This window comes from Streptomyces sp. CA-111067 (assembly GCF_050956065.1).
In the GTDB taxonomy this organism is placed as follows: Bacteria; Actinomycetota; Actinomycetes; order Streptomycetales; family Streptomycetaceae; genus Actinacidiphila.
This window is the reverse complement of record NZ_CP192103.1, coordinates 5,252,378-5,275,859: the sequence shown is the minus strand read 5'-3', so window position 1 is coordinate 5,275,859 and position 23,482 is coordinate 5,252,378. Positions and strand designations below refer to the sequence as shown.

General features: G+C 73.6%; 21 protein-coding genes. 14 read left to right on the top strand and 7 right to left on the bottom strand.

Annotated elements, in window-relative coordinates:
* On the bottom strand, positions 1–897 hold the full coding sequence (locus ACQPW6_RS23105) for a Rossmann-like and DUF2520 domain-containing protein (RefSeq protein ID WP_433891579.1): 897 nt from the start codon (positions 895–897) through the stop codon (positions 1–3).
* Between the two features lie 387 nt (positions 898–1,284).
* Here ACQPW6_RS23105 and ACQPW6_RS23100 point away from each other — a divergent pair, with 387 nt between their 5' ends.
* Positions 1,285–2,496, top strand: coding sequence for a sensor histidine kinase (locus tag ACQPW6_RS23100; protein WP_433891578.1), 1,212 nt, complete (start codon positions 1,285–1,287; stop codon positions 2,494–2,496).
* Between the two features lie 65 nt (positions 2,497–2,561).
* Positions 2,562–3,248: a response regulator gene (locus tag ACQPW6_RS23095; protein ID WP_433891577.1), complete on the top strand. Its 687-nt coding sequence runs from the start codon at positions 2,562–2,564 to the stop codon at positions 3,246–3,248.
* A 9-nt stretch (positions 3,249–3,257) separates the two neighbouring features.
* On the opposite strand, the gene ACQPW6_RS23090 is transcribed toward ACQPW6_RS23095, so the two are convergent.
* Together ACQPW6_RS23090 and cdgB are read right to left on the bottom strand one after the other, a co-directional pair.
* A complete protein-coding gene (locus ACQPW6_RS23090) occupies positions 3,258–4,400 on the bottom strand; it encodes a threonine aldolase family protein (protein ID WP_433891576.1) in 1,143 nt (380 codons plus the stop codon).
* A gap of 226 nt (positions 4,401–4,626) precedes the next feature.
* Complete coding sequence (gene cdgB, locus ACQPW6_RS23085) at positions 4,627–6,288, bottom strand: diguanylate cyclase CdgB (RefSeq protein WP_433891575.1); 1,662 nt, start codon at positions 6,286–6,288, stop codon at positions 4,627–4,629.
* Positions 6,289–6,781: 493 nt separating this feature from the next.
* Between cdgB and ACQPW6_RS23080 the strand changes: the two genes are divergently transcribed.
* The gene (locus ACQPW6_RS23080) at positions 6,782–7,303 is read left to right on the top strand and encodes a flavin reductase family protein (protein WP_433894631.1); all 522 of its coding nucleotides are present in this window, start codon (positions 6,782–6,784) and stop codon (positions 7,301–7,303) included.
* 27 nt (positions 7,304–7,330) lie between these two features.
* Here ACQPW6_RS23080 and arfB read toward each other — a convergent pair whose 3' ends face one another.
* Positions 7,331–7,768, bottom strand: coding sequence for an alternative ribosome rescue aminoacyl-tRNA hydrolase ArfB (gene arfB, locus ACQPW6_RS23075; protein WP_433891574.1), 438 nt, complete (start codon positions 7,766–7,768; stop codon positions 7,331–7,333).
* Positions 7,769–7,936: 168 nt separating this feature from the next.
* On the opposite strand from arfB, the gene ACQPW6_RS23070 reads away from it, so the two are divergent.
* The 8 genes from ACQPW6_RS23070 (at position 7,937) to ACQPW6_RS23035 (ending at position 15,779) form a co-directional block, all read left to right on the top strand.
* A complete protein-coding gene (locus ACQPW6_RS23070) occupies positions 7,937–8,512 on the top strand; it encodes a TerD family protein (RefSeq protein WP_433891573.1) in 576 nt (191 codons plus the stop codon).
* Between the two features lie 65 nt (positions 8,513–8,577).
* A complete protein-coding gene (locus tag ACQPW6_RS23065) occupies positions 8,578–9,069 on the top strand; it encodes a hypothetical protein (RefSeq protein ID WP_433891572.1) in 492 nt (163 codons plus the stop codon).
* A 155-nt stretch (positions 9,070–9,224) separates the two neighbouring features.
* A complete protein-coding gene (locus ACQPW6_RS23060) occupies positions 9,225–10,220 on the top strand; it encodes a zinc-binding dehydrogenase (protein WP_433891571.1) in 996 nt (331 codons plus the stop codon).
* A 168-nt stretch (positions 10,221–10,388) separates the two neighbouring features.
* Complete coding sequence (locus ACQPW6_RS23055; protein ID WP_433891570.1) at positions 10,389–10,844, top strand: tellurite resistance TerB family protein; 456 nt, start codon at positions 10,389–10,391, stop codon at positions 10,842–10,844.
* Between the two features lie 440 nt (positions 10,845–11,284).
* The gene (locus tag ACQPW6_RS23050) at positions 11,285–12,364 is read left to right on the top strand and encodes a LuxR C-terminal-related transcriptional regulator (RefSeq protein WP_433891569.1); all 1,080 of its coding nucleotides are present in this window, start codon (positions 11,285–11,287) and stop codon (positions 12,362–12,364) included.
* Positions 12,364–13,458, top strand: a complete 1,095-nt coding sequence (locus ACQPW6_RS23045; RefSeq protein WP_433891568.1) for a LuxR C-terminal-related transcriptional regulator — start codon at positions 12,364–12,366, stop codon at positions 13,456–13,458. The genes ACQPW6_RS23050 and ACQPW6_RS23045 overlap by 1 nt, the downstream gene beginning before the upstream one ends.
* Complete coding sequence (locus tag ACQPW6_RS23040; protein WP_433891567.1) at positions 13,458–14,669, top strand: LuxR C-terminal-related transcriptional regulator; 1,212 nt, start codon at positions 13,458–13,460, stop codon at positions 14,667–14,669. The genes ACQPW6_RS23045 and ACQPW6_RS23040 overlap by 1 nt, the downstream gene beginning before the upstream one ends.
* A 36-nt stretch (positions 14,670–14,705) precedes the next feature.
* The gene (locus ACQPW6_RS23035) at positions 14,706–15,779 is read left to right on the top strand and encodes a helix-turn-helix transcriptional regulator (RefSeq protein ID WP_433891566.1); all 1,074 of its coding nucleotides are present in this window, start codon (positions 14,706–14,708) and stop codon (positions 15,777–15,779) included.
* Between the two features lie 295 nt (positions 15,780–16,074).
* Here the strand turns inward: ACQPW6_RS23035 and ACQPW6_RS23030 are convergent, their stop codons facing one another.
* The gene (locus tag ACQPW6_RS23030) at positions 16,075–16,746 is read right to left on the bottom strand and encodes a hypothetical protein (RefSeq protein ID WP_433891565.1); all 672 of its coding nucleotides are present in this window, start codon (positions 16,744–16,746) and stop codon (positions 16,075–16,077) included.
* A 617-nt stretch (positions 16,747–17,363) separates the two neighbouring features.
* Positions 17,364–18,578 (bottom strand): pyridoxal-dependent decarboxylase, encoded by a 1,215-nt coding sequence (locus ACQPW6_RS23025; protein WP_433891564.1) that lies wholly within the window; start codon positions 18,576–18,578, stop codon positions 17,364–17,366.
* Positions 18,579–19,213: 635 nt separating this feature from the next.
* Here ACQPW6_RS23025 and ACQPW6_RS23020 point away from each other — a divergent pair.
* Together ACQPW6_RS23020 and ACQPW6_RS23015 are read left to right on the top strand one after the other, a co-directional pair.
* Complete coding sequence (locus tag ACQPW6_RS23020) at positions 19,214–20,113, top strand: helix-turn-helix domain-containing protein (RefSeq protein ID WP_433891563.1); 900 nt, start codon at positions 19,214–19,216, stop codon at positions 20,111–20,113.
* Between the two features lie 224 nt (positions 20,114–20,337).
* Positions 20,338–20,913, top strand: coding sequence for an isochorismatase family protein (locus ACQPW6_RS23015; RefSeq protein WP_433891562.1), 576 nt, complete (start codon positions 20,338–20,340; stop codon positions 20,911–20,913).
* 88 nt (positions 20,914–21,001) lie between these two features.
* Here the strand turns inward: ACQPW6_RS23015 and ACQPW6_RS23010 are convergent, their stop codons facing one another.
* A complete protein-coding gene (locus ACQPW6_RS23010; RefSeq protein WP_433891561.1) occupies positions 21,002–22,438 on the bottom strand; it encodes an MFS transporter in 1,437 nt (478 codons plus the stop codon).
* A gap of 86 nt (positions 22,439–22,524) precedes the next feature.
* On the opposite strand from ACQPW6_RS23010, the gene ACQPW6_RS23005 reads away from it, so the two are divergent.
* Complete coding sequence (locus ACQPW6_RS23005) at positions 22,525–22,980, top strand: MarR family winged helix-turn-helix transcriptional regulator (RefSeq protein ID WP_433891560.1); 456 nt, start codon at positions 22,525–22,527, stop codon at positions 22,978–22,980.
* The last annotated feature ends 502 nt before the right edge of the window (positions 22,981–23,482 follow it).

Below are 23,482 nucleotides of genomic sequence, written 5' to 3'. Positions count from 1 at the left end.
TCACCGGGTCCCCTCGTCGGCGAGGGCGTCGAGCAGCGCCTCGGCGTATTCGGCTTTGAGCATTCCGTTGGCGAGCGCGCGGTCCGCGGTGGCGCGGGCCATCGCCACGTAGCCGGGCACGTCCTCGGGGGCGTGGGTACGCAGCTCGCGCAGGTGGGCGGCCACGGTGCCGGCGTCGCCACGGGCCACCGGGCCGGTCAGGGCGGCGTCCCCGGAGCGCAGCGCGTTGTCCAGGGCGGCGCCCAGCAGCGGGCCGAGCAGCCGGCCGGGCTCGGCGACGCCCGCGGTGCGCAGCAGGTCCATCGCCTGGGCGACCAGGGTGATCAGGTGGTTCGAGCCGATCGTGAGGCTCGCGTGGTAGAGCGGGCGGGCGGCCTCGTCGATCCAGGCCGGCTCGCCGCCCATCTCGATCACCAGCGCTTCGGCGGCGAGCCGCAGCTCGCCGGGGGCGGTGACGCCGAAGGTGCAGCCGGCCAGCCGCTGGACGTCCACGGGGGTGCCGGTGAAGGTCATCGCCGGGTGCAGCGCGAGCGGCAGGGCGCCGGCCCGCAGCGCCGGGTCGAGCACGGCGGTGCCGTGGCGGCCGGAGGTGTGCACGATCAGCTGGCCCGGGCGGACCGCGCCGGTCTCCGCGAGGCCGCTGACCAGGGCGGGGAGGGCGTCGTCGGGGACGGTGAGGAGGACGAGGTCGGCGCGCTCCAGGACGGCGGCGGGTTCGACGAGGGGGACTCCGGGGAGCAGCTTGTCGGCACGTCGCCGGGACGCCTCGGAGACTCCGCTGGCCGCGACGGGGCGGTGGCCGGCGAGCTTCAGCGCGGCGGCGAGCGCGCTTCCGACTCGTCCGGCGCCGACGACCCCCACGTCCAGCCTGGCCGGCCGCTCCGCCACCCCACCCACCCGCCCTCTCCGTTCCCGGTCACCGAACCACTTCTCGTCAATCCTACGCGAACTCCCTCCGGGACGGTCACCCCCCGGCTATTGCCCAGCCCCTTGCGGCCCGCTCCCGGCCGCGGCGCCGCCGTGGCTTGTCGCGCGGTTCCCCGCGCCCCTTCGGGGCCCGGTTGGCGCGAGCGGGCGCGACCAGCGATGGTCCCGGCTTCACCAGGGGCGCGGGGAACTGCGCGACCAGCCCACCACCGGCCGGCAGGCGGGAACGGGGCGCGACCCCGTACGGCGGGACCCCGAAAAAGCTGCCGGGCCGGAGGCCGGGGTCCACCTTGGGGAGTAGGCGGGATCGCTCGCGGGAGTGACCTCGCGGGCGCGTCGCGTACCTACGCTGGATACGTGCAGCGCATCTACGACTTCCTCCGGCGACACCCGACCCTGGTCGACACCTTCTGGGCCGTCGTGCTGTTCGCCGCGTGCGTCACGTGGATCGTCGCCGCACCCCACTCCGACCTGCCGACCACCCGCAGCCGCGTCCTCGCCGTCCCGATCTCGATCGCCCTCGCCCTCGTCGTCGCGCTGCGCCGCCGCGCCCCGGAGCGGATGCTGCTGGTCGCCGCCGGCACCGGCCTGGCCCAGCTCGCGCTGGACGTCCCCACCAACCCCGGCGACGCCGCCATGCTCGCGGCGATCTACACCTGCGCCTCCACCGGCACCCGCTGGTCCTCCCGGGTCGCGCTGATCGGCGGCCTGGCCGCCAGCCCGCTGGCGATGGTCCGCTGGCCGCCGCACGACGAGTACCTGACGATCTGGACGAAGCTGCTCCAGACCTTCTTCCTGACGGTGATCTTCGCCCTGTCCTGGGTCATCGGCGACCGCCTCCGCACCCGCCGCGCCTACTACGCCGAGCTGGAGGAGCGGGCCGCCCGGCTGCACCGGGAGCGCGAGGCGCAGTCGAAGGCCGCGGTCGCCGCGGAGCGCGCCAGGATCGCCCGCGAGCTGCACGACGTCGTCGCGCACAACGTGTCGGTGATGGTGGTCCAGGCCGACGGCGCCGCCTACGTGCTGGACGCCGCCCCCGACCAGGCCAAGCAGGCGCTCGACACGATCTCCTCCACCGGCCGGCAGGCCCTCGCCGAGATGCGCCGGCTGCTCGGCCTGCTGCGCGAGGGCGACGACGCGGGCGGCGAGTACGTGCCGCAGCCCGGCGTGGACCAGCTCGCCGACCTCATCGACCAGGTGCGCGGCGCGGGCCTGCCCGTACGGTTCGAGGTGGCCGGCGAGGCCCGCCCGCTGTCCAGCGGAGTGGAGCTCACCGCGTACCGGATCGTCCAGGAGGCCCTGACCAACGTGCGCAAGCACGGCGGCGACGGCGTCAGCGCCTGCGTCCAGCTCGGCTTCGGCGACGCCGCGCTTGACCTGCTGATCGAGGACGACGGCCGCGGCGCCCGGCACGAGCTGTACGCGCAGGGCGGCCGGGACGGCATGGGGCAGGGCCTGATCGGCATGCGGGAGCGGATCGGGATGGTGGGCGGCACACTTGCGGCGGGCCCGCGGCCCGGCGGCGGCTTCCGGATCAGCGCCGTGCTGCCACTGAGGACCGGCCGCTGAGAACCGCCCGCCGGAGCCGCCGGCGGGCGACCACCGACCACCGCCCTTCGAGGAATGGGGAACCCATGGCGATCCGCGTCATGCTCGTCGACGACCAGGTGCTGCTGCGCACCGGCTTCCGGATGGTGCTCGCCGCCCAGCCGGACATGGAGGTCGTCGCCGAGGCGGGCGACGGCGGGGAGGCCATCGAGGTGCTGCGGCACACCCGGGTGGACGTGGTGCTGATGGACGTCCGGATGCCGCGGATGGACGGCGTCGAGGCCACCCGGCGGATCTGCGCCGACCGGCCCGCCGAGGACGGCGGGCCGCGGGTGCTCATCCTCACCACGTTCGACCTGGACGAGTACGCGTTCACCGCGCTCAAGGCGGGCGCCAGCGGCTTCATGCTCAAGGACGTGCCGCCGGACGAGCTGCTCGGCGCGATCCGCGCGGTGCACAGCGGCGACGCGGTGGTCGCGCCGAGCACCACCCGGCGGCTGCTCGACCGGTTCACGCCGATGCTGCCGAGCGCCGGCACGGACGAGCGGCACAAGGAGATCGACCGGCTCACCGAGCGGGAGCGCGAGGTGCTGCTGCTGGTCGCGCAGGGGATGTCCAACGGGGAGATCGCGGCGAAGCTGGTGCTGTCCGAGGCGACGGTGAAGACGCACGTGGGACGGATCCTGACGAAGCTCAACCTGCGCGACCGGGTGCAGGCGGTGGTGCTGGCGTACGAGTCCGGCCTCGTCCGCGCCGGCGGCGGCGCCGGGTAGCCCCGGCCCTCAGCCGGTGAGGTGGCGGGCGAAGACCACGGCGGCGTCGTGGACGTCGGACTCCGTCCAGTCCAGGGCCGAGGCGCCGATCGTCACCTCCTGCATGGACAGGCCGGGCGGGAACTGCTCGCGGAAGACGCCGGTGCCGAACAGGCTGGCTCTGGTCTCCTCGGCCTGCCGGACCGACGCCTCGTTCAGGGCGTCGGCGGGGTAGGGCAGCCACAGCTGGAACTGGTGGGTGTGCGGCTGCTCGGGGTTGATCCGCGGCCAGGTCAGACCGCCGTCGGTCAGCCCGGCGAGCAGCGCGCGGGCGACGGCCTTGGCGTGCTCGACGTAGGAGGCCAGGCGGGGCAGTTCGGTGCGGAGCCCTTCCAGGGCGGCGAGGGCGGCCGGGAACTGCTGGAAGACGTTGCCGCCGTAGCGGTGCCGCCAGGTCCTGGCCTCCTCGACGAACTCGGCGGGCGCGGCCAGGGCGGCGCCGGACAGGCCGCCGAGCGACTTGTAGAAGCTCACGTAGACGCTGTCGGCGAGGCCGGCGATCTCCGCGAGCGGCCGGCCGAAGTGCGGCGGGCACTCCCAGAGCCGGGCGCCGTCGAAGTGCACGACCGCGTCCCGCTCGCGGGCGGCGGCGACGGTCGCGGTCAGCTCGTCCCAGCCGGGCAGGACGAAGCCGGCGTCGCGCAGCGGGAGTTCGAGCATCAGGGTGCCGAACGGCTCGTCGAAGTCTCGCACCTCGTCGGCGGTGGGCAGCCGGGGGGCGCCGGTGGGGTGCACCGTGCGCAGGCCGGAGACGGTGTGCAGGGCGCCGCGCTCGTGCACCTCGGGGTGGGCGAGGGGGTGCAGGGCGACGGTGTCGTTGCCCGTGCGGGCGGCCCACGCGCGGAGCGCGACCTGCTGGGCCATGGTCCCGGTCGGGAAGAAGGCGGCGTCCTCGGTCTGGAGGAGGTCGGCCACCTGCCGTTCGAGCACGCCGACGATGCCGTCCCCGTACAGGTCGACGGGCTCCTCCACGCCGAGCATGTCCTCGCCCGCGGCGAGCAGCCCCTTCATCCGCTCCCGGATGGGCGCCCGCACATCATGACTGAGCACCCGCCCGGAACACCCCGCGACCGCCTGCCGCCGCCGCACCCGCTCTTCCTCACCGTTACCCATCCGCCCATCATCCCCCGCCCCCGGAACGCGCCCCGATAGGGGCGCGGGGAACTGCGCGCTCAGCCCAGGACGGCCCGCGGACGGCAAGGGGCGGATCTGCAACGGCGGGCTGCCGCCCGGGCGGGAGCCCGGGGCCCGGCTGGGGGACGTGCCCCGTAGGGGCGCGGGGAACGGCGCGGCCAGGCACGACGGCGCTGTAGCCGGGTACGGGCGGGAGCCCGGGGTTTCATCCAGCGCGTCGGTGGTTGGGGCGCGGTGGGTTCGAGCGGGAGCGCTTCTCGACGTACATGCGCTGGTCCGCCGAGTGGAGCACCTCCTCCGCGGTCATGCCGCAGCCGGCCCAGCCGATGCCGAAGCTCGCGCCGACCCGCACGCCGCGGCCGTCCACCCGGATCGGGGGGATGATCGCGTTCCGCAGCCGCACCGCGAGATCCGCCGCGTCGGCCGGCGCCAGGCCGTCCGCCAGGACGACGAACTCGTCGCCGCCGAGCCGAGCCACCGTGTCGCCGTCCCGCACCGCGCCGGTCAGCCGGCGGGCCACCTCGATGAGGACCGCGTCCCCGGTGTGGTGGCCGAACCGGTCGTTGATCGACTTGAAGCCGTCGAGGTCGCAGAAGAGCACCGCGAGGCCCTTGCCCGCGTTCTCCTCGTCCGTCTCGTCCGGCGCCGTGGTGTGGGTGTGCGAGTCGTAGCCGATCGCGCCGAGCGGCTCGGCCAGCTCGTCGGGCCCGTACCCGTAGCTGAACGCGAACTCGTCGAACTCGTCCGCCTCCTCCGCCTGCGCCGCCGCGTCCTTGTCCTGCGGGCGGCCGCACAGCCGGGCGGCCAGCCGGGAGCGCAGCTCGGCGCTGTTGGGCAGCCCGGTCAGCGAGTCGTGGCTGGCCCGGTGGGCGAGCTGGATCTCGCGGCTCTTGCGCTCCTCGATGTCCTCGACGTGCGTGAGCAGGAAGCGCGGCCCGTCGGCGGTGTCGGCGACCACCGAGTTGCGCAGGCTGACCCAGACCCACGTGCCGTCCCTGCGGGCGAGCCGCAGCTCGGCCCGGCCGCCCTCCGCGGAGGTGCGCAGCAGCAGCCCGACGTCCTCGGGGTGCACGAGGTCGGAGAACGAGAACCGCCGCATCGTGGACGCGGACCGCCCGAGCAGCCGGCACAGCGCGTCGTTGGCCCGCAGCAGCTTCCCGTGCTGGTCGCCGCCCATCTCGGCGATGGCCATGCCGCTGGGCGCGTACTCGAACGCCTGCCGGAAGCTCTCCTCGCTGGCCCGCAGCGCCTGCTGGTCGCGTTCGAGCCGGACCAGCGCCCGCTGCATGTTGGCCCGCAGCCGCGCGTTGCTGATCGCGATGCCGGCCTGGAACGCGTACATCTGGAGCGCCTCGCAGCCCCACGGCCCGGGGTGCCGCCCGCTGGTGGGGCGGTCGACGGAGATCACGCCGATCAGCTCGCTGCCGACGGACTGCGAGGAGTGCATGGGCGCGTAGAGCCGGTCGTTGGGGTGCCACTCGTCGGGGAACCGGGGCAGCGGCCCCTCGGTGTGGAACTGCGGCACGTCGTCGTCGGTGAGCACCCAGCCCTCGGTGTGCGGGATGAAGCGCAGCGAACCCCAGCGCTCCCCCATCGTGAGCCGCCGCTCCCAGGAGGCGCGCGGGCCGACCCGGCCGGAGAGCAGCGCCTCGCCCGCGGCGCTGCCGGCGAACGCGGCCACCACGAGGTCGCCGTCGGGCCGTACCAGGTTGACGGCGGCCAGCTCGAAGCCCAGCCCCCGCACCACTCCGTCCGCGACGGTCTGGAGCGTGTCGGCGAGGCTGCGCGCGGTGTTGAGGTCCGCTACGACCTGGTGCAATTGCCGCAGGGTCGCGAGACGGACATACGGCTCCGACTCGGTGTCCATGCCTCTCTCCGCGCCCTCGACAGCAACTCCCCTGATCTCCGCGTGTATCCGTGCGGCGAACGGCGCAGATATCCACGCATGCGTCCGCACCGGTTTCCACGTGATCCATTCGACCGAGTACGACTGCCACCGGCGCACTCCGGCGCGACTCTGCTGCACTCCGGCGTACTTCGACGGCTCACTCAGGTCTACCCCAGGCTTACTCCGGCAACTGAATCACAGCGAGCTGTGCGGCAGGTACACAGGGTCAACAATTCCTGCCTCTTGTGACTCAAGTCACATCATTAGGTGAACACTTGACCACATTGGGCGACGACCGCCGGAGACGGTACCAACTCCGCCGGAAGCCGCCGGAAACCCCGTCCAGGACCGGAAGTCCTAGGTCCGTTTCGCCCCGAGAGGTGGGTCCAGAGCCCGATGCCCAGATTACTTACCGCCCCGTACCGTGAAGAACGTGCTTCGAACTCCGCCCGGACGGCATCCTGAGACCACCATGGGCCATCCCCCAGAAACCGTCGATCTCGACGACTTCCGCGCCGCGATGACCCGCCTCGCGGCGGGCGTCGCCCTCGTCACCGCGCACGACCCGGACGACGGGCCGCGCGGTGAGGACGTCGGCATGACCGCGACCGCGTTCATGTCCGTCTCGCTCGAACCGCCGCTGGTGCTGATCAGCGTCCGGAACGGGTCACGGATGGACGAGCTGCTGGAACGGCAGCCGCGCTGGGCGGTGTCGGTGCTGAGCGAGAGCCAGCGGCACATCGCCGGGCGCTTCGCGCTGCGCGGCAGGATCAGCGACCGGCTGCTGTTCGAGGACATCTCCTACTACCGCGGCCCGCACTCGGGGGCGCCGATCCTGGGCGGCGCGCTGTCGATACTGGAATGCGAGACCGAGCAGCGGGTACCGGCCGGCGACCACACCGTGCTGATCGGCCGGGTGCTCAGCGCGCTCACGCCGAGTGCCGACGGCCGCCCGCTGACGTACTTCCGCGGCCGGTACCGCTACCTGAGCTGAGCCGCGAGCAGGCGGCGGGGCCGGGGATCAGTCCCAGCCACCGCCGCTGCGGCCGCGCTTGGTCTGGCTGCGCTGCTTCTTCACCCGCAGCCGCCGCTCGTTGATCCCGCGCGGGATCTTCGTCGGGCGGCGGGGCCGCGGCGGCGGCGCGGTCGCCTGGGCCAGCAGCGCGGCCAGCCGGGCCGCGGCGGCCTCCCGGTTGCGCCACTGCGAGCGGTGCTCGGACGCCTTGACGGTCAGCACGCCGCCGGTCAGCCGGCCCGCCAGCCGCTCCAGGGCGCGTTCCCGCCATACCGGCGGCAGCGACTTGGTGGCGGCGAGGTCGAAGCGCAGCTCGACCTGGGTGTCGGTGGTGTTCACGTTCTGGCCGCCGGGCCCCGACGAGCGGGAGAAACGCCACATCAGCTCGGCCTCCGGCAGGGAGACCGAGCCGCGGATGGTCAGTGGCCCGGACATGTCTCCCATGATCCGGCACCGGGAGCCGAACGTCACACCCTTTTCGCGCCCGAACCCGACAGGACCGCGGGCGTTATTTCCGGCCACGGCAGGAACCAGCGCATCCCCCGTCCGCGTTCTCACCAATGACGGTAGTTTCGTCGGCAACACCCGCGACCACACATAAGGGGACTTCCCATGGCGGTAAGCCTGTCCAAGGGCGGCAACGTCTCGCTGACCAAAGAGGCGCCCGGCCTGACGGCCGTGACGGTCGGCCTCGGTTGGGACATCCGGACCACCACCGGTACGGACTTCGACCTCGACGCCAGCGCCATCGCCGTGAACGGCGAGGGCAAGGTCTACTCCGACGGTCACTTCGTCTTCTTCAACAACAAGCAGACCCCGGACCAGACCATCGTGCACACCGGTGACAACCGCACCGGCGAGGGCGACGGCGACGACGAGGCGATCAACGTCAACCTGGCGGGCCTGCCCGCCGACATCGACAAGATCGTCTTCCCGGTCTCGATCTACGACGCCGAGACCCGCAGCCAGAACTTCGGCCAGGTCAGGAACGCGTACATCCGCATCATCAACCAGGCCGGCGGCGCGGAGATCGCGCGCTACGACCTGAGCGAGGACGCGGCCACCGAGACGGCGATGGTGTTCGGCGAGCTGTACCGCAACGGCGCGGAGTGGAAGTTCCGCGCCGTCGGCCAGGGCTACGCCTCGGGCCTCGTCGGCATCGCGACCGACTTCGGTGTCACCCTCTGACATCCGGTGACGCCCCGCGAACCCTCCGGGCGCGCACCGCGCCCGGGGGGTGACACCATCTGCGGGTGATCGACCTCGGCTACGCCCTCTCCCGCCGCTTCCCCGACCCCCCGCAGACCGACTACCGGACGGCGGACGTACGGGCGCTGCGGCACGATCTGTTCTGCGGCGACGTGTATCTGGCCGAGGGCGAGCGGGAGCTGTCCACAGCCTGGGGATGGGTGCCGGTACTGGACTTCGCCTGGGCGCTGTGCGACATCGTCGAGCGCCTCGACCGCGATCCGCGCGGCAGCCGGGCGTCCCGGCCGCAGCACGCGGAACTCGACTTCACCGAGTCCACCGACCGGCTGCGGTTCCGCCGCAGGTTCGGGCATGTGGACGTGACGGCGGACTGGGAGCGGGAGGACGCGCCGCCGCTGTCGCTGAGCCACCCGCAGTTGCGCCGCGAGGCGCGGGACTTCCTGCACGACGTGGTCGCCGACCTCACCGACATGCACGACGGCCTGGACGCGAACCCGGCGGTCTGGGCGCTGCTGGCCCGCTTCCCCCGGCTGTGACGTTTCTCCGGCCGTGACGTCCCTCCGGCCGTGACGATCCCCGGGCCGTGGCGCTGCCCGGAGGCAGCCCCCACCGCGCTTGACCTCAAGCCCGCTTGACGTTGTTGGCTGGCAGTCCGTCCACTCCGTTCTCGCCACCGCAACGGGAGCCCGCCATGCACGCCGTACGCCTGCACGCCTTCGGACCGCCGGAGAACCTGCGCTACGAGTCCGCCGCCGACCTCGAGCCGGGCCCCGGCCAGGTGCGGATCGCGGTCGCCGCGGCCGGGGTGCACCTGATCGACACCGTCCTGCGGGCCGGCCTGAGCGGCGGCGGCCCGATGCCGCTGCCCGAACTGCCCACCGTCCCCGGCCGCGAGGCGGCCGGCACCGTGGACGCGCTGGGCCCGGGCACCGACCCGTCCTGGCTCGGCCGCCGGGTGGTCGCCCACCTGGGCATGGTGCCCGGCGGCTACGCGGAACTCGCCGTGGCCGCCGCCGAGCGGCTGCACGCGCTGCCCGACGGCCTCGGCTTCCCGGCGGCCGTCGCGATGATCGGCACCGGCCGGACGACGATGGGCATCCTGCGGCTGTCCGGGCTGCGCCCCGACGACTCCGCCGTGGTGCTCGCGGCGGCCGGCGGCATCGGCACCCTGCTCGTCCAGCACGGTACGGCGCTGGGCGCCACGGTGGTCGGCGCGGCGGGCGGCCGGGACAAGGCCGCCCGGGTCGCCGCGCTGGGCGCCGCCCTCGCCGTGGACTACACCAGGCCGGGCTGGACGGAGGAGGTCAACGGCTTCCTCGGCGCGGACCGCCGGGCCACCGTGGTGTTCGACTCGGTCGGCGGCGACCTCGGCCGGGCCGCCGTCGGGCTGCTGGGCCGGGGCGGGCGGCACCTGGTCTACGGCTGGTCGTCGGGCGGACCGGTGCTGTTCGCCGAGGGCGAACTCGCCGAGCGCGGCATCACCTCGCAGACCGTGGTGGGGCCCGCGCTGCAGAAGCTCACCGGCACCCCGGAGGGCCTGCGCGCCCTGGAGAGCGAGGCGCTGGCGGCAGCGGCGTCCGGGCAACTGCTGCCGGCCGTGCAGACGTTCCCGCTGTCGGACGCGGCCGGCGCGCACGCGGCGCTGGAGGCACGCGCCACCATGGGCAAGGTCGTACTGGTGCCGTGACGGGCGGCGGCGGACCGCCGGGGCGCCCCCGTTCGGCGGCCCGGCGCGGGGCCTGGGAGCATTCGGCTGACCGGGCTTGGGAACTCCTTTACGCTCCCGGAGAGTTCTCAGACCGGACACCCAACCCGTTTCGACCGGGTATCGACCCCGCCGAGGAGAAGAAACGCCATGGCCCTTTGGGACCGTTTCAAGGAATCCGCCACCACCATGCAGACCCAGCTCAACGCGAAGAAGAACGACCTCAAGAGCGGCGCGTTCCGGGACGCCAGCATGGCGATGTGCGCGCTGGTCGCGGCTGCCGACGGCAGCATCGACCCGGCGGAGCGGCAGCGGGTGGCCACCCTGATCGGCACCAACGAGGTGCTGCAGAACTTCCCGGCGCCCGACCTCCAGCGCCGTTTCGAGGACTACGCCAACAAGCTCACCGCCGACTTCGGTCTGGGCAAGGTGGCGATCCTGCAGGAGATCGCCAAGGTGCAGAAGAAGCCCACCGAGGCGCGCGCGGTGATCCAGATCGGCATCGTCATCGGCGGCGCCGACGGCGACTTCGACGCGAGCGAGAAGGGCGTGGTGCGCGAGGCGTGCTTCGCCGTCGGCCTGAACCCGCAGGAGTTCGACCTCTGACCGCTGTCGCCGGCCGCCCGCATCGGCGGCGGTGACAGGCGGGGGGATGCACCGGGTGCCCGGGACGACGGCTGTCGCCCCGGGCACCGGCATGTCCGGGGCGACAGCGTGTCCGGGACACCCGCATGTCCGGGGCTCTGGCGGGGAAGGTTGGCCGAAAACGACCGGAAACCAATAGGACTTGTGCGCCCGACCAGGCGCGGTCATGATGCAGACGGCTTCGGCACACCGTGATCCACAGTGGCCGGGGGGCCGGTCACGAGCCGGCCGCGGCGGACGACAAGTGGAAGAAACACCAGACCCTCCGAGGACCACCGGTAATACTGGCGTGGCACTCTGTGTGTGGCGGTGGATACATGAGGCTCTCGGGGAGCCTCGGGCGTTCGGGGCGCTCTGGGTGTCCGCACAGCCGCCGGGTCATCAGCAATGGAGGACGGCAGATGCTGCCCGTGATCAAGGAGGAGGCATGCCCGCCGGGCGGACCGGGCATGTCGGGGGCTGGAGCTCAGGGGGACGAACACGACGCGCTGGCGCTGTACCGCACGCTGCGCGCGAAGGGAACGGCCACCGCGCTGGCCGAGGTGCGGGCCGACGCCCGGCTGGACGAGGCACGGGCCGCGGCCGGCTGGGAACGGCTGCTGGCGCTCGGCCTGGTGCAGATATCCGACGGGGTCGCCGACGCGCTCGATCCGGACGCGGCACTGAGCCGGGCGATGGACGTGTACAACGCCGATTCCGCCGAGCACCTGCGGGACGGCATCCGGTTGCAGAGCGTCGCGAACAGCCTGATGAGCGTCTACCGGCCGGCCGTCGCCCGCGAGTTCGACGAGGTCGCCACCGAGTACCTGACCGACCCGCGGCGCAAGGAGCGGGTGCGGGTGGAGCTGAGTGACGCGCTGCGGTTCACCTGCGACTCGATGCACCCCGGGCCGATGCCGCCGATGTCCGTGCTCGACGGCTCGCTGCGGCACGACGCCGACATCATCGGCAAGGGGGTGCGGGTCCGCGACATGTACCCGCTGTCGGTCCTGCAGAGCGCGAAGTACGTGCGCTACCTGCAGGATCTGGCCGGCCTCGGCGCCGAGGTCAGGCTGGTGGACCACGCCCCGTTCGACGCGCTGATCTTCGACGGCCACACGGTGGCGATCGCCCCCGACCGGCAGAACCCGTCCCAGTCGATGCTGGTGATCCGCGGCGCCGTCCTGGTCGGCACCTACGTCGAGCTGTACGAGGACTACTGGCTGCGGGCGATCCCGCTGGCCGAGGCGACCGGCAGCGGCCTGGAGGACAAGGAGTTCTCGCCGCAGGAACGGGTGATCATCCGGCTGATGGCGGCGGGGCTCAGCGACGACCAGATCGCCCGCAAGCTCGGGGTGAGCCGCCGGACCGTACAGCGGTCGGTGGCCAGGCTCATGGAGCGCCTCGGGGCGGCCAGCCGGTTCGAGGCGGGGCTCAGACTCGCCCGCGAACCGCTGTTCCGGCTGCCCATACCCGCGCAGCGCACCACCGCGGAGCGCTGATGCTCCCCCCGGCCGCGCCCCCGCCCTCGCCCTCGTCGCCGTCGTCCGCGCATCCGCCGGCCCAGCCGCCGTCCCCCACCGAGGATGCCGCGCTCTCGCTGTATCTGGCGCTGCGCACCCACGGCCCGTGCGGCGAGGACGACTGGTGGGAGGTCCTGGTGCCCTCGGTCGGGCTGAACGACGAACGGATCGCGCAGGGCTGGGCGCTGCTGCGCGACCTGGAACTCGTCCAGGTCGCCGACGGCACCTGCACGGCGGTCGAGCCCGAGACGGCACTCGCCGAGATCACCAACGCCTACCGGGCCAGGACCGCGGAGCACATGCGCACCGCCACCGCGCTCCAGGTCAGCACCCGCTCGCTGACCGAGGTGTTCCGGCCCGCGGTGGCCCGCGAGACGGCCGCCATCGCGACTGAGTACCTCACCAACAAGATGCTCAAGCGGCAGATGATGACCGACCTGACGCTGTCCGCGCGGGTGAGCACCGAGTCGCTGCACCCGGGCCCGATGCCGCCGATGCCGTACCTGGAGCGGTCGCTCGAACTCGACCGGATGTCGATGGAGAAGGGTGCCAGGGTCCGCTGCGTCTACCCGGTCTCGCTGCTGCTCACCCCCAAGTACGCCCGCTACCTGCACGATCTGACCGATCTGGGTGCCGAGGTACGGCTGGTCGACCACGCGCCGTACGATCTGCTGATCGTGGACGGGCTGGTGGCGTGCATACCCGGTGACCCGGAGCACCCCGGAGAGGCGATGCTGGTGATCCGCGGATCCGCGCTGCTGCGGTCCTACCGCTCGCTCTACGAGGACTTCTGGCAGCGCGGACTGCCGCTGGCCGAGGCCGAGTCACTGGCCGCGGGCGGCGCCGCGGCGGTCGTCCAGGAGCGGGCCGTCGTCCGGCTGATGGCGTCCGGGCTCAGCGACGACCAGATCGCCCGCAAGCTCGCCGTCCACCGCAGGACCATCCAGCGGTCGGTCGCCAAACTGATGGACCGGCTCGGCGTCAGCAGCCGCTTCGAGGCGGGGCTGCGGCTCGCCCAGGAGCCGGAGTTCGGCCTGACGGTCCCGGCCCAGCGCACCCCCGCGGAGAACTGATGATCGCCGTGCCCCCGCCGCCACGCCCGCCGTCGCCGTCTCCGTCGCCTTCGCAACCGTCGTCGTCCCCGCCCCCACACCCGCTCCCGCGGCCGTCGGCCCACGAGGACGCCGCGCTCTCGCTGTACCTGGCGCTGCGCTCGCACGGCCCGTGCGGCGAGGAGGACTGGTGGCAGATCGTGGTGCCCTCGGTCGGTCTCGACGAGGAACGGGTCGCGCTGGGCTGGGCGCTGCTGCGCGACCTGGAACTGGTCCGGGTCGACCACGGCATGTGCACGGCGCTGGAACCGGAAACGGCGCTGGCCGAGATCAACGACGCCTACCAGGCCGGCGCGGCCGAGCAGATGCGCAACGCGGTCGCGCTCCAGGTGGCCACCCGCTCACTGACCGAGGTCTTCCGCCCCGCGGTGGCCCGCGAGTCGGCGGAGATCGCCACCGAGTACATCACCAACAAGCAGCGCATCCAGCAGACGAGCGCGGACCTGAGCCGGGCGGCGCGGGTGAGCACCGACTCGCTGCACCCGGGCCCGATGCCGCCGATGCCGTACCTGGAGCGGTCCCTCGAACTCGACCGCAGGTCGATCGAGAAGGGCGTCAAGGTCCGCTGCGTGTACCCGGTCTCGCTGATGCTGACCCCCAAGTACGCCCGCTACCTGCACGATCTGACCGGGATCGGCGCGGAGGTGCGGCTCGTCGACCACGCGCCCTACGACCTGCTGATCATCGACGGGGTGGTGGCCTGCCTGCCGAGCAACCCGGCGCGACCGGCCGAGGCGATGGTCGCCGTCCGCGGCTCCGCGCTGCTGCGGTCCTACCGCTCGCTCTACGAGGACTTCTGGCTGCGCGCCGTCCCGCTGGCCGACGCCGAGCCGCCCACCGCGGCCGGGACCGCGCCCGACGCGCAGGAACTGGTCGTCATCCAGCTGATGGCGTCAGGGCTCAGCGACGACCAGATCGCCCGCAAGCTGGCCATCCACCGCAGGACGGTGCAGCGGTGCGTCGCCAAGCTGATGGACCGGCTGGGCGTCAGCAGCCGTTTCGAGGCGGGGCTGCGGCTGGCCCGGGATCCCGACTACGCGAGAGCGCTCTCCATCGACCCCGGAGATCCCGCGGAACCCGGCGCCCCCGCCCATCCCGCGGGCCCGTCCGACCCGGCGAACCCCGCCGGCCCGATCAAGGCGGCCCCGCCGGCCGCGACCGAACCCGACTGAGGTGCACCGCCGAGCAGGAGGACAGGAGGACGTCCGATGCAATCCCCCGGTTCCGCCGGCCAGGAGCAGACGACCCGACCCCCCGCAGCACCGCCCACACCACGCGAGGACCTGGTCGCGCTCGCCCTTTACCAGGCGCTGCGCCGGCTCGGCGGCGGGAAACCGGAGGCGGTCCGCACCGCCGCCGGGCTGAACACCGCACAGGCCAAACGCGGCTGGCAGCGCCTGGAGCAGCTGCGCCTGGTGCGGGCGAACGGCGTCGCCGTCGAGGCGGTCGAGCCGGACGCGGCGCTGCTGAAGGCCACCGAGGTCTACCGCGAGAACGCCGCCGAACAGGTGCGCAACGCGATCGAGTTGCAGCAGGCCACCGACACGCTCGCCACCGTCTACCAGCCGGCCGTGGCCCGCGACGACGCGGAGGTGGCCGTGGAGTACTTCGGCGATCTCCGCCGCAAGAAGCAGATCTTCGAGGACCTGTCGGCGTCCAGCCGGGTCGGCGTCGACTCGCTGCATCCGGGGCCGATGCCGCCGATGGGCGTGCTCGAGGTGTCGATACGGCGGGACCGGGAGCAGGTCGACCGGGGCGTCGTCCTGCGCAACATCTATCCGATGTCGCTGCTCCAGACCCCCAAGTACACCCGGTATCTGCACCGCATCACCGAACTCGGCGCCCAGGTCCGGCTGATCGACCACTCGCCGCACGACCTGCTGATCTTCGACGGCGTCGCGGCCTGTCTGACGGCCGATCCGAGCTCGCCGGGACGGGCCCTGGTGGTGGTCCGCGGTGCGGCGCTGCTGCGCAACTACGTCGCGATGTACGAGGACCTCTGGCTGCGCGGGATCCCGATCGCCGAGATGACGGCGGCCCCGCCGCCCGGTGAGGAGCCGGAGAGCGGCACGGCGCAGGAGCGGAACATCGTCCGGCTGCTCGCACTCGGCCTGAGCGACGACCAGATCGCCCGCAAGCTCGGGGTGAGCCGCAGGACCGTTCAGCGCGGGATCGCCAGGCTGATGGACCGTCTCGGCGCCACCAGCCGCTTCGAGGCGGGCCTGAAGCTGGCGCAGTCACCGGAGTTCGCGAAGGCGTTCCGGCTTCCGGCGCCGCGCTGAGGGGGTGCGGACAGGCTGATCAACGGTGCTCGGGTGACGGGGCGCCTTGGGCCGTCCCCGAGGTCAACGGTGCTCAGGTGACGGGGCGTACGTCGCACTCGGCCTCGGGCCGTCCCCGAGGTCAACGGTGCTCAGGCGGCGGGGCGTACGTCGCACTCGGCCTCGGGCCGTCCCCGAGGTCAACGGTGCTCAGGCGGCGGGGCGTACGTCGCACTCGGCCTCGGGCCGTCCCCGAGGTCAACGGTGCTCAGGCGGCGGGGCGTACGTCGCACTCGGCCTCGGGCCGTCCCCGAGGTCAACGGTGCTCAGGCGGCGGGGCGTACCTCAGGTCGGTGTGGCTGGCGGCCGGCAGGTGGTCGGCCAGCCGACGCAGCAGGGCGGCGATCGGGCCCGGCCGGCCGGGGAAGCCGGTGATCAGCAGGTGCACGAGGGTGAAGCCGAGCGCGGCCGAGCCGGGCCGGCCGACGGTGCGCAGCCACGCGGAGACGGCGTGCTCCACCGCCCGGTCCGCGGCGGCGGTCTGCCCGCGGCCGGGGCCGCCCGGCAGGTGCTGGTGGCGGGCCGCCGCCACCGTGAACAGGTGCACCGCGTTCTCCCACTGCGCGGCCTGGGCGGCCGCCTGCGCGGCCCGGTCGAGCGCGGCGGCGATCGCCGGATCGGCCGGGGCGTTGCACAAGTGGTGGTCGAGGGTGCCCGGTTCGCCCCAGCAGGGGTCGGGCGGCTGCCGCGCCACCACCGGCAGGTGGTGCCCCGGCCGGCCGACGGCGGTGCCGTCCGCGGCCACCAGGTACGCCTCCACCCGGCCGTCCGGGTGCCCGACGCTGACCGGGGTCGGCCGGCCCTCGTGCCGGGCCTGCCAGGCCGCCGCGGACCACGCCGGGTGCGTGCCGTCGCGCAGGTCGCTGGCCTGGGACATCACGGTGCTCCAGGTGTGCACGGTGCCGCCGGGCAGCACGGCGATGCTCACCGGACTCGCGATGAACGGATCCCCGGCCGCGGGCACGGGCTCCGGCCCGGCCTGGCGTACTTCCCCGCGATGTCGCCCGACCAACTCAACGCTCCCGCGGATTCGACGCCGCCGGACGGCCGCGGCGGCCGTCGTCGTGGACCCCGGTCCGGCGGGAGCGGAGCCCCCGCCGTCCAGTCGTGCACTTGAACGTGACCCCGAATCTACCGGGACGAGCACCCCCTGTCGCCGGGGTCCACCCCCATACACCGGCCATTGGCCGCAACCGGCCTCCGGCCCGGACACGAGGGGCATTTGCCCCGCGGCCCCCCGCGGCCCCCGGGGCCGCCCCCCGAGCCCCTTACCGTCGTTGCCGGACCACCCGCCCGGTGACGGGCTGGCCGCGCCCACGCGGCGGCAGCCGCACATCAGACACAGCCCCGCGCCCCTCCGGGGCGCTCACCGGGACCCAGCCAGGACCGGTCGTGGCCGTGCGGCGGCAGCCGCATCGCGGTCGAGGCGAACGTGCCCCGTCAGGGGCGCGGGGAACTGCGCGACAAGCCACGACGGCGGCGCGGGCGGCCGGCTGCCAAGCCACTTGCGGTCGTCGCCGGGCCACCCGGCCGGTGGCGGGCGACTCACGGGCGCGGGGAAGTGAGGGCGGCGCAGAGGGTGTCGACTGTCGTGCGGGTGGTCTGGGGGGTGACCGAGAGGCGCGCGGACCGCGTGCCGTCGGTCAGGGTGACGCCCGCCGGGAGGCGGGCTCCGTGGCGGGGGACCGTGAAGTGGACGGTCAGGGAGTGCTCGGGACGGCTGGCCGCGCAGCCAGCCTCGTTCAGCCGGGCCACGGCGTAACCGGCGACCGCGTAGCACTCCATGATCAGCCGGCGCAGCCCCTCGTACCCCCGCTCCCGCAACGCGGCCCAAAGCACCGTGATCGCCAGCGGATTGGACGCCGCCCCGAACGGCCGCCCCTCACCGCCGGCCTCCGCCCCGTTCCCGCTCCGGTGGAGCGCCACCCCGCACGGCACCGGCAGCCCCAGCATCCGGTGCGCCGTGAACGACAGGCTGTCCGCGCCGCTGCGCAGGTCCCAGGCCACCGGCCTGGGCGCGAACGCCGCCGGCAGCCCCGCCTCGCCCGCGTCCGCGTGCAGGTGCACCGGCCCCACCTCGCCCGCGGCCCGCCGCAGCGCCGCCACATCGTCAGCGGCCCCGGCGAGCACGATCGCGCCCCCGCCCCGCTCGGCGGCCAGCTCCCGCAGCGCCCGCGGGTCCATCGTCCCGTCGCTGCGGGCCGGCACCCGCACCGCGTCGAGGCCGAGCAGCGCCGCGTGCCTGCGTGCCGACGGGTGCGCGCCGTCCGCGAAGTAGACGGCCGCACCGGGCACCGCCTGCCGCCCGGCCTGCAGCCCGAACAGCAGGCCCTCCGACCCCCCGGTCGTGACGTGGCCGCGGACCTCCCCGGGATCCCCCAGCGCCAGGTCCGTGCAGAACTCGACCACCGCCCGTTCGAACCGCCAGGACGCCGCCTGGTACCGCTCGGCGCCGGCCGGATCGTCACCGTACGGCGCCGCGGCGGCAAGCTCCGCCGGGTCGGCGTCGAGCACGATGCTCAGCAGGTCGGCGTAGTCGCCGTGGTAGGACTCGGAGAAGTCCTGCGCGTCCGTGGCGTACGGCTCCGCGGCCCGCAGCAGGGCGATGAACTCCGCGATCTGCGCCCGCGTGTCGGCGCCGTCGGCCGGCCCGAAGCCGATCAGCGGGCGGTCGGCGGACGGCTCTACAGGTGGGTCACCGGCGTGGGACCCCGCCCGGCGGGTACCGGCGGGCGGCGCGAGAGACAGTGGAAACGCCATGACGGCCTCCATGAACGGCATCGCCTGTGATGGTGGGGAACGGACCTGCCAGATCCGCTCCCCACCTTCCCGACGAGGGTTTCCCCCCGGAACCGGACGGAGCAGACCGGTGACCCTCGGCGGGCCCTGCCGCGGCGACTCGGGGGGCCGCGACCGGGTGCATCGGATGGTGCCGACCAGTCGCCCGCGTGAGGAAGTCCCCCCGCGAACCGGCCGCGTGGCAAATCTCTACCGGACCCCGTCTCGGCACTGCCACGAACCTCCAGGTTCGCAATGCGTCCCGCGGCCCCTCCGCTTCCCCCCGGTGGAGCCTCCGAGCTGCGAAGTCCCGATTCCGCTCACGGGCTTGTCCAAAATGGGACACGTACCAATGTGGACACACCCGGGGTCGCGCGAGCCGTCGAAGAGCGCATTCCGGGCCGCTGGCGCAAACATCCAGGTCGGTGGCGTGAAGGTGCACCGCGGGAACCGGCCAACGAGCCGGAGGATTCCGGTCCGCAGCATTAAATCGCAGGTCAGGACCATGATCGGTCATTGGTTGACATCAATCGCGACCCACGCACACCATCAGCTCGTCGGTAGTCGCACGGTGACGGCGCGCTGTACAGCGGCCGTATTTCCGGGGGGAGATGCCCATGTCAACGCATACGGAGGTCGCTCCGCCACTCATCCACGGCTTCCTGCGCCAGGCGAGAAAGGCGCAGGCCGGCCGGCTGGACCGGGCGCCCCGCCCGGAGGCCGCCGAGCGCCCGGAGACCGTCCCCCGGCAGGGCATGAAATCCAGGGCCGGCCGGCAGGAAAGCGTCACGGGTCCCGGCCGCCGCCGAGGTTCCGGTCTGAGCCAGCACGACGTGGCCCAGCGGCTCGGCGTGTCCACCCGGCTCTACCAGGACTGGGAGGGCGGGGTCAGGCCGATACCGCTGCACCGGGTGGACGCCCTCGCGGAGGCCCTCGGCCTGGACTCCAACCGGCGCGACGAGCTGTGGTTCATCATCAGCGGCGGCTTCCCGCCGCGCGGCCCGAGCAGCCCCGACCCGGACGCGGCCCGCGGCTGGACCTCGTACCTGCGGGTGCTCCAGGTGCCCACGCTCACCTTCGACGCGGCCTGGCGGATAGAGGAGAGCAACGAGTCCTGGGAGCGGCTGTTCGCCCCGGCCGGCGAGCCGCTGCCGGACAACCTGCTGCGGTTCGTGCTCTTCTCCCCCTACGCCCGCCGGCTGTGCGGCGACTGGGAGAGCGGCTGGGCCAACTCCTACATGCGCCAGCTGCGGCTGGAGGCGGAGACCACCGGACTCGGCGAGCTGCAGGAGATCATCGCCGACCTCTGCGCGGTCCCCGAGCTGGCCCGGCTGTGGCGGGCGGTGGACGAGTCCAGCCGGATCACCCTGCACGACGACGGCCGGCTGCGGATCCTCGTCCCGCCGGGCAACGACGCGCCGCAGTACGTCAGGACGCTGGTCTCGTCGCCGGCCCACGACCCGCGCCGGCGGGTGCTGACGTTCCTGCCGACGTCACAGATCCGGGCGGCGGCGTGACGGCCGCGGGCGGGCCGCTCGCGAGCGGGCCGGCGAGGGGCGGGCCAGCGGCGGGCGGGCCGGCCGCCGCGTGATGACTCCCGGCGGAGGAACAGGGGACCTCCGCCGGGCAGCCTCCCGGTTCCCCGGGGTCGCGTTGCCGCTGGTCGGCCGCATTGTCAGTGGCTGCGCATAGCCTGGGCGCACCATCGACTCGCATCGACCGGATCGTCCCGGGAGGCACCATGAGCACGCTCGTCAACCGACCCAACGCCGCCCTGCTCGTCATCGACGTGCAGAACGGGGTGGTGGCGGAGGCATACGACCGGGACGGCGTCGTGGCGAACGTCGGCACCGTGATCGACAAGGCGCGGGCCGCCGGCGTCGAGGTGATCTGGATCCAGCACAACAGCGACGAGCTGGAGCGCGACAGCGAGGCGTGGCAGTACGTGCCTGAGCTGGTGCGGGGCGAGTCCGAGCCGCTGGTGCAGAAGGCGTACGGCGACTCCTTCGAGGACACCACCCTGGAGGCGCTGCTCGCCGAGCGGTCCGTCGGCCGGCTCTTCGTGGCCGGCGCGCAGACCGACGCGTGCATCCGCTCGACGCTGCACGGCGCCTTCACCCGCGGCTACGACGCGACGCTGATCTCCGACGCGCACACCACGGAGGACCTGTCGGCGTACGGAGCGCCGTCCCCCGACAAGGTCATCTCGCACACGAACCTGTACTGGCGCTTCCAGTCGGCTCCGGGGCGGACGGCGGGCACGGTCAGCACCGAGGAGGTCGACTTCGCGGGCGAGCCGGCCGAGTCCCGGGTCTGAACGGGCGGCCGGGCCGGCGGTCGGCGAACCGGCGGGCCGGCGCGTTCGAACCGGCGAGCCGGCGCGTTGTGACCGGCGCCCCGGCCGGTCACGCGTCCGTCCGGCGGTCCTTCGGGGCCCCGGCCAGCTGGCGGTCGAGCACGGTCATCAGCAGGACGAGGGCGCCGATGCCGATCAGGATCAGCGAGACGTACCGCAGCCCGGTGTCGTCCACGTGGGTGCGGAACGCGACTCCGGTGATGGTGGACGCGGCGATCGAGCCGATGTAGCCGAACGTCCGCAGCAGCCCTGACGCGGTGCCGACCTTCTCCGCCGGCGCCGCCATGTACAGCGCCGTCTGGTTGGTGACGTTGCTCAGCCCCGACGCGAGGCCGAACAGCGCGGTCACCGCGATGATCGCGATCACCGGGCTGTGGCTGGTCAGGAACAGCGCGGCGACGGCCCCGGCGAGCATCACGACCGCGGCGGCGACCAGCGGCCCGCGCACGTCGCCGCGCCGGGACACCACCCGGGCGGCGGCGGCCGACAGCACGCCCATCGGGATCAGTACGAGCCCGGCCCGGTAGGCCGACAGGCCGTACGCGGCCTCCATCCACTGGGTCAGCCCGTAGAGGATCACGTACGTGCCGAGCAGCGTCAGCCCGTTCCTGACGTAGGTCCTGCTCAGCGCCAGGTTCGAGGCGAGCAGCCGCACGTCGAGGAACGGGTTGGCGGCCCGCAGCTCCCACCGGACGAGTCCGGCCGCGACGACCACCGCGATACCGAGGGCGATCCAGTCCGGGTCGGGCAGCGACAGCAGGAACACCAGCAGCGCGGTCATGGCGCCGCCGAAGCCGACCACTCCGGCCGGGTCGATCCGCCCGGCCACCTCGCGGGCCGACCGGCCGCCGACCCGGTCGGGGTCGGTGGCGATCCACCGCAGCGCCATGAAGAACGCGACGACGGCGACCGGCACGTTGATCAGGAACGCGGCCCGCCAGTCGAACCACCCGACCAGCAGCCCGCCGACGGTCGGCCCGATCGCGACGGTCGCGGCGCCCGCGATGGCCAGCCCCCCGAGGACGCTGCCGGGAGGCGACTCCATCCCGACGGCGGTCGCCCGGCGCCGGATGAGCAGCATCGCCGACGGGTATCCGGCGGACGTGCCGAGCCCGATGAGCACCCGGGCGACGACGAGGGTGGGCAGGTTCTGCGCGAGGCCGCCGACGATCCCGCCGAGCAGCACGATGACGATGCCGGTCAGGAACACCCGGCGCGGCCCGAACTCCTCCGACAGCCGGCCGGCGGTCGGCTGGGCTATCGCGCTGGTCAGATACAGGCTGGAGATCAGGATCGAGGTCTGCCCGACCGACACGCCCATGGCGGCGGCGATCGAGACCAGGGCGGTCGCGATGACCGAGCTGTTGATGGGGTTGAGCGCGGAGCCGAGGAACATCGGCGCGACGAATCGGGGCCCGAACGGGCGGTCCGCGCGCGGTGGGTCCGGCGCGCGGGACGTGCCCTCGACGGTGGTGGCCGCCTCCAAAGTGGTGCCTCCTTGCTGCCCGCGTAGATGCGCAGGCTACCTGACTAAATATAGCAGGCAGCCTGCCTACCCGGTAGGCTGGGCGCATGGAGACGGCAGAGGTCGGGGTGGCGTCGGAGGCGGCGCACGAGCTGATGAAGGCGATGACGCGGCTGCGGGCCCGGCTGCGGACGGAGTCCGCGCCGGACGAGATGCCGTGGACGTGGTCCCAGCTCATGACGCTGTCGCGGATCGTGAAGGAGGGGCCGACGACGACCAGCGCGCTGGCCCAGGCGGAGCATGTGCGGCGCCAGTCGATGTCCGAAACGGTGGCGGCGCTCCGCGCCGACGGCCTGATCACCTCGGATCCCGACCCGTCGGACGGCCGCAAAACCCTCATCACGGCGACGCGTAAGGGCGAGACCCTCTCCGCCACGATCCGCGCGGGCCGCGGCGCCTGGCTGGAGGCGACCATCGCGACTCTCCTCCCCCCGGAGGACCACCAAACCCTCCTCCGAGCCGCAACCCTGATGACCCACCTGGCCGACTCCCCCCGCCCGTAGCCGGGCACCCGCGGCCGCGTCGTGGCTGGTCGCGCAGTTCCCCGCGCCCCTAAAAGCCCAGGTCGCACCTCGACTACCGCCCCGGTGGGGGCTGGTGGCGCAGTTCCCCGCGCCCCTTTGGGGCCCGGCCGGGGTGCGCCCCGACAGGGGCGCGAGGCTGTATCCGATCTGCGGCTGCCGCCGCACGGGCGCGACCAGCCCGGGGCGCGGGTGACTCCCGGCCAGCGTGCGCCCCGACAGGGGCGCGAGGCTGTATCCGATCTGCGGCTGCCGCCGCACGGGCGCGACCAGCCCGGGGCGCGGGTGACTCCCGGCCAGCGTGCGCCCCGACAGGGGCGCGGGGCTGTATCTGATCTGCGGCTGCCGCCGCGCGGGCGCGACCACCCCGGGGCGCGGGTGGCTCCCGGCCAGGGTGCGCCCCGTCAGGGGCGCGGGGAACTGCGCCACCAGCCCCCACCGGCGGCAAGTCGGCGACAGCCGGGAAGCGTCACGGCGGCGCTCC

What these genes read in the sequence shown, in the direction of transcription:
- ACQPW6_RS23035 (WP_433891566.1), top strand. Translation starts at nt 14,706, where the DNA reads ATGCAATCCCCCGGTTCCGCCGGCCAGGAGCAGACGACCCGACCCCCC.
- ACQPW6_RS23090 (WP_433891576.1), bottom strand. Translation starts at nt 4,400, where the DNA reads ATGGGTAACGGTGAGGAAGAGCGGGTGCGGCGGCGGCAGGCGGTCGCG.
- ACQPW6_RS23040 (WP_433891567.1), top strand. Translation starts at nt 13,458, where the DNA reads ATGATCGCCGTGCCCCCGCCGCCACGCCCGCCGTCGCCGTCTCCGTCG.
- ACQPW6_RS23005 (WP_433891560.1), top strand. Translation starts at nt 22,525, where the DNA reads ATGGAGACGGCAGAGGTCGGGGTGGCGTCGGAGGCGGCGCACGAGCTG.
- ACQPW6_RS23070 (WP_433891573.1), top strand. Translation starts at nt 7,937, where the DNA reads ATGGCGGTAAGCCTGTCCAAGGGCGGCAACGTCTCGCTGACCAAAGAG.
- ACQPW6_RS23055 (WP_433891570.1), top strand. Translation starts at nt 10,389, where the DNA reads ATGGCCCTTTGGGACCGTTTCAAGGAATCCGCCACCACCATGCAGACC.
- ACQPW6_RS23095 (WP_433891577.1), top strand. Translation starts at nt 2,562, where the DNA reads ATGGCGATCCGCGTCATGCTCGTCGACGACCAGGTGCTGCTGCGCACC.
- arfB (WP_433891574.1), bottom strand. Translation starts at nt 7,768, where the DNA reads ATGGGAGACATGTCCGGGCCACTGACCATCCGCGGCTCGGTCTCCCTG.
- ACQPW6_RS23015 (WP_433891562.1), top strand. Translation starts at nt 20,338, where the DNA reads ATGAGCACGCTCGTCAACCGACCCAACGCCGCCCTGCTCGTCATCGAC.
- ACQPW6_RS23020 (WP_433891563.1), top strand. Translation starts at nt 19,214, where the DNA reads ATGTCAACGCATACGGAGGTCGCTCCGCCACTCATCCACGGCTTCCTG.
- ACQPW6_RS23025 (WP_433891564.1), bottom strand. Translation starts at nt 18,578, where the DNA reads ATGGCGTTTCCACTGTCTCTCGCGCCGCCCGCCGGTACCCGCCGGGCG.
- ACQPW6_RS23045 (WP_433891568.1), top strand. Translation starts at nt 12,364, where the DNA reads ATGCTCCCCCCGGCCGCGCCCCCGCCCTCGCCCTCGTCGCCGTCGTCC.
- ACQPW6_RS23050 (WP_433891569.1), top strand. Translation starts at nt 11,285, where the DNA reads ATGCTGCCCGTGATCAAGGAGGAGGCATGCCCGCCGGGCGGACCGGGC.
- ACQPW6_RS23080 (WP_433894631.1), top strand. Translation starts at nt 6,782, where the DNA reads ATGGGCCATCCCCCAGAAACCGTCGATCTCGACGACTTCCGCGCCGCG.
- cdgB (WP_433891575.1), bottom strand. Translation starts at nt 6,288, where the DNA reads ATGGACACCGAGTCGGAGCCGTATGTCCGTCTCGCGACCCTGCGGCAA.
- ACQPW6_RS23060 (WP_433891571.1), top strand. Translation starts at nt 9,225, where the DNA reads ATGCACGCCGTACGCCTGCACGCCTTCGGACCGCCGGAGAACCTGCGC.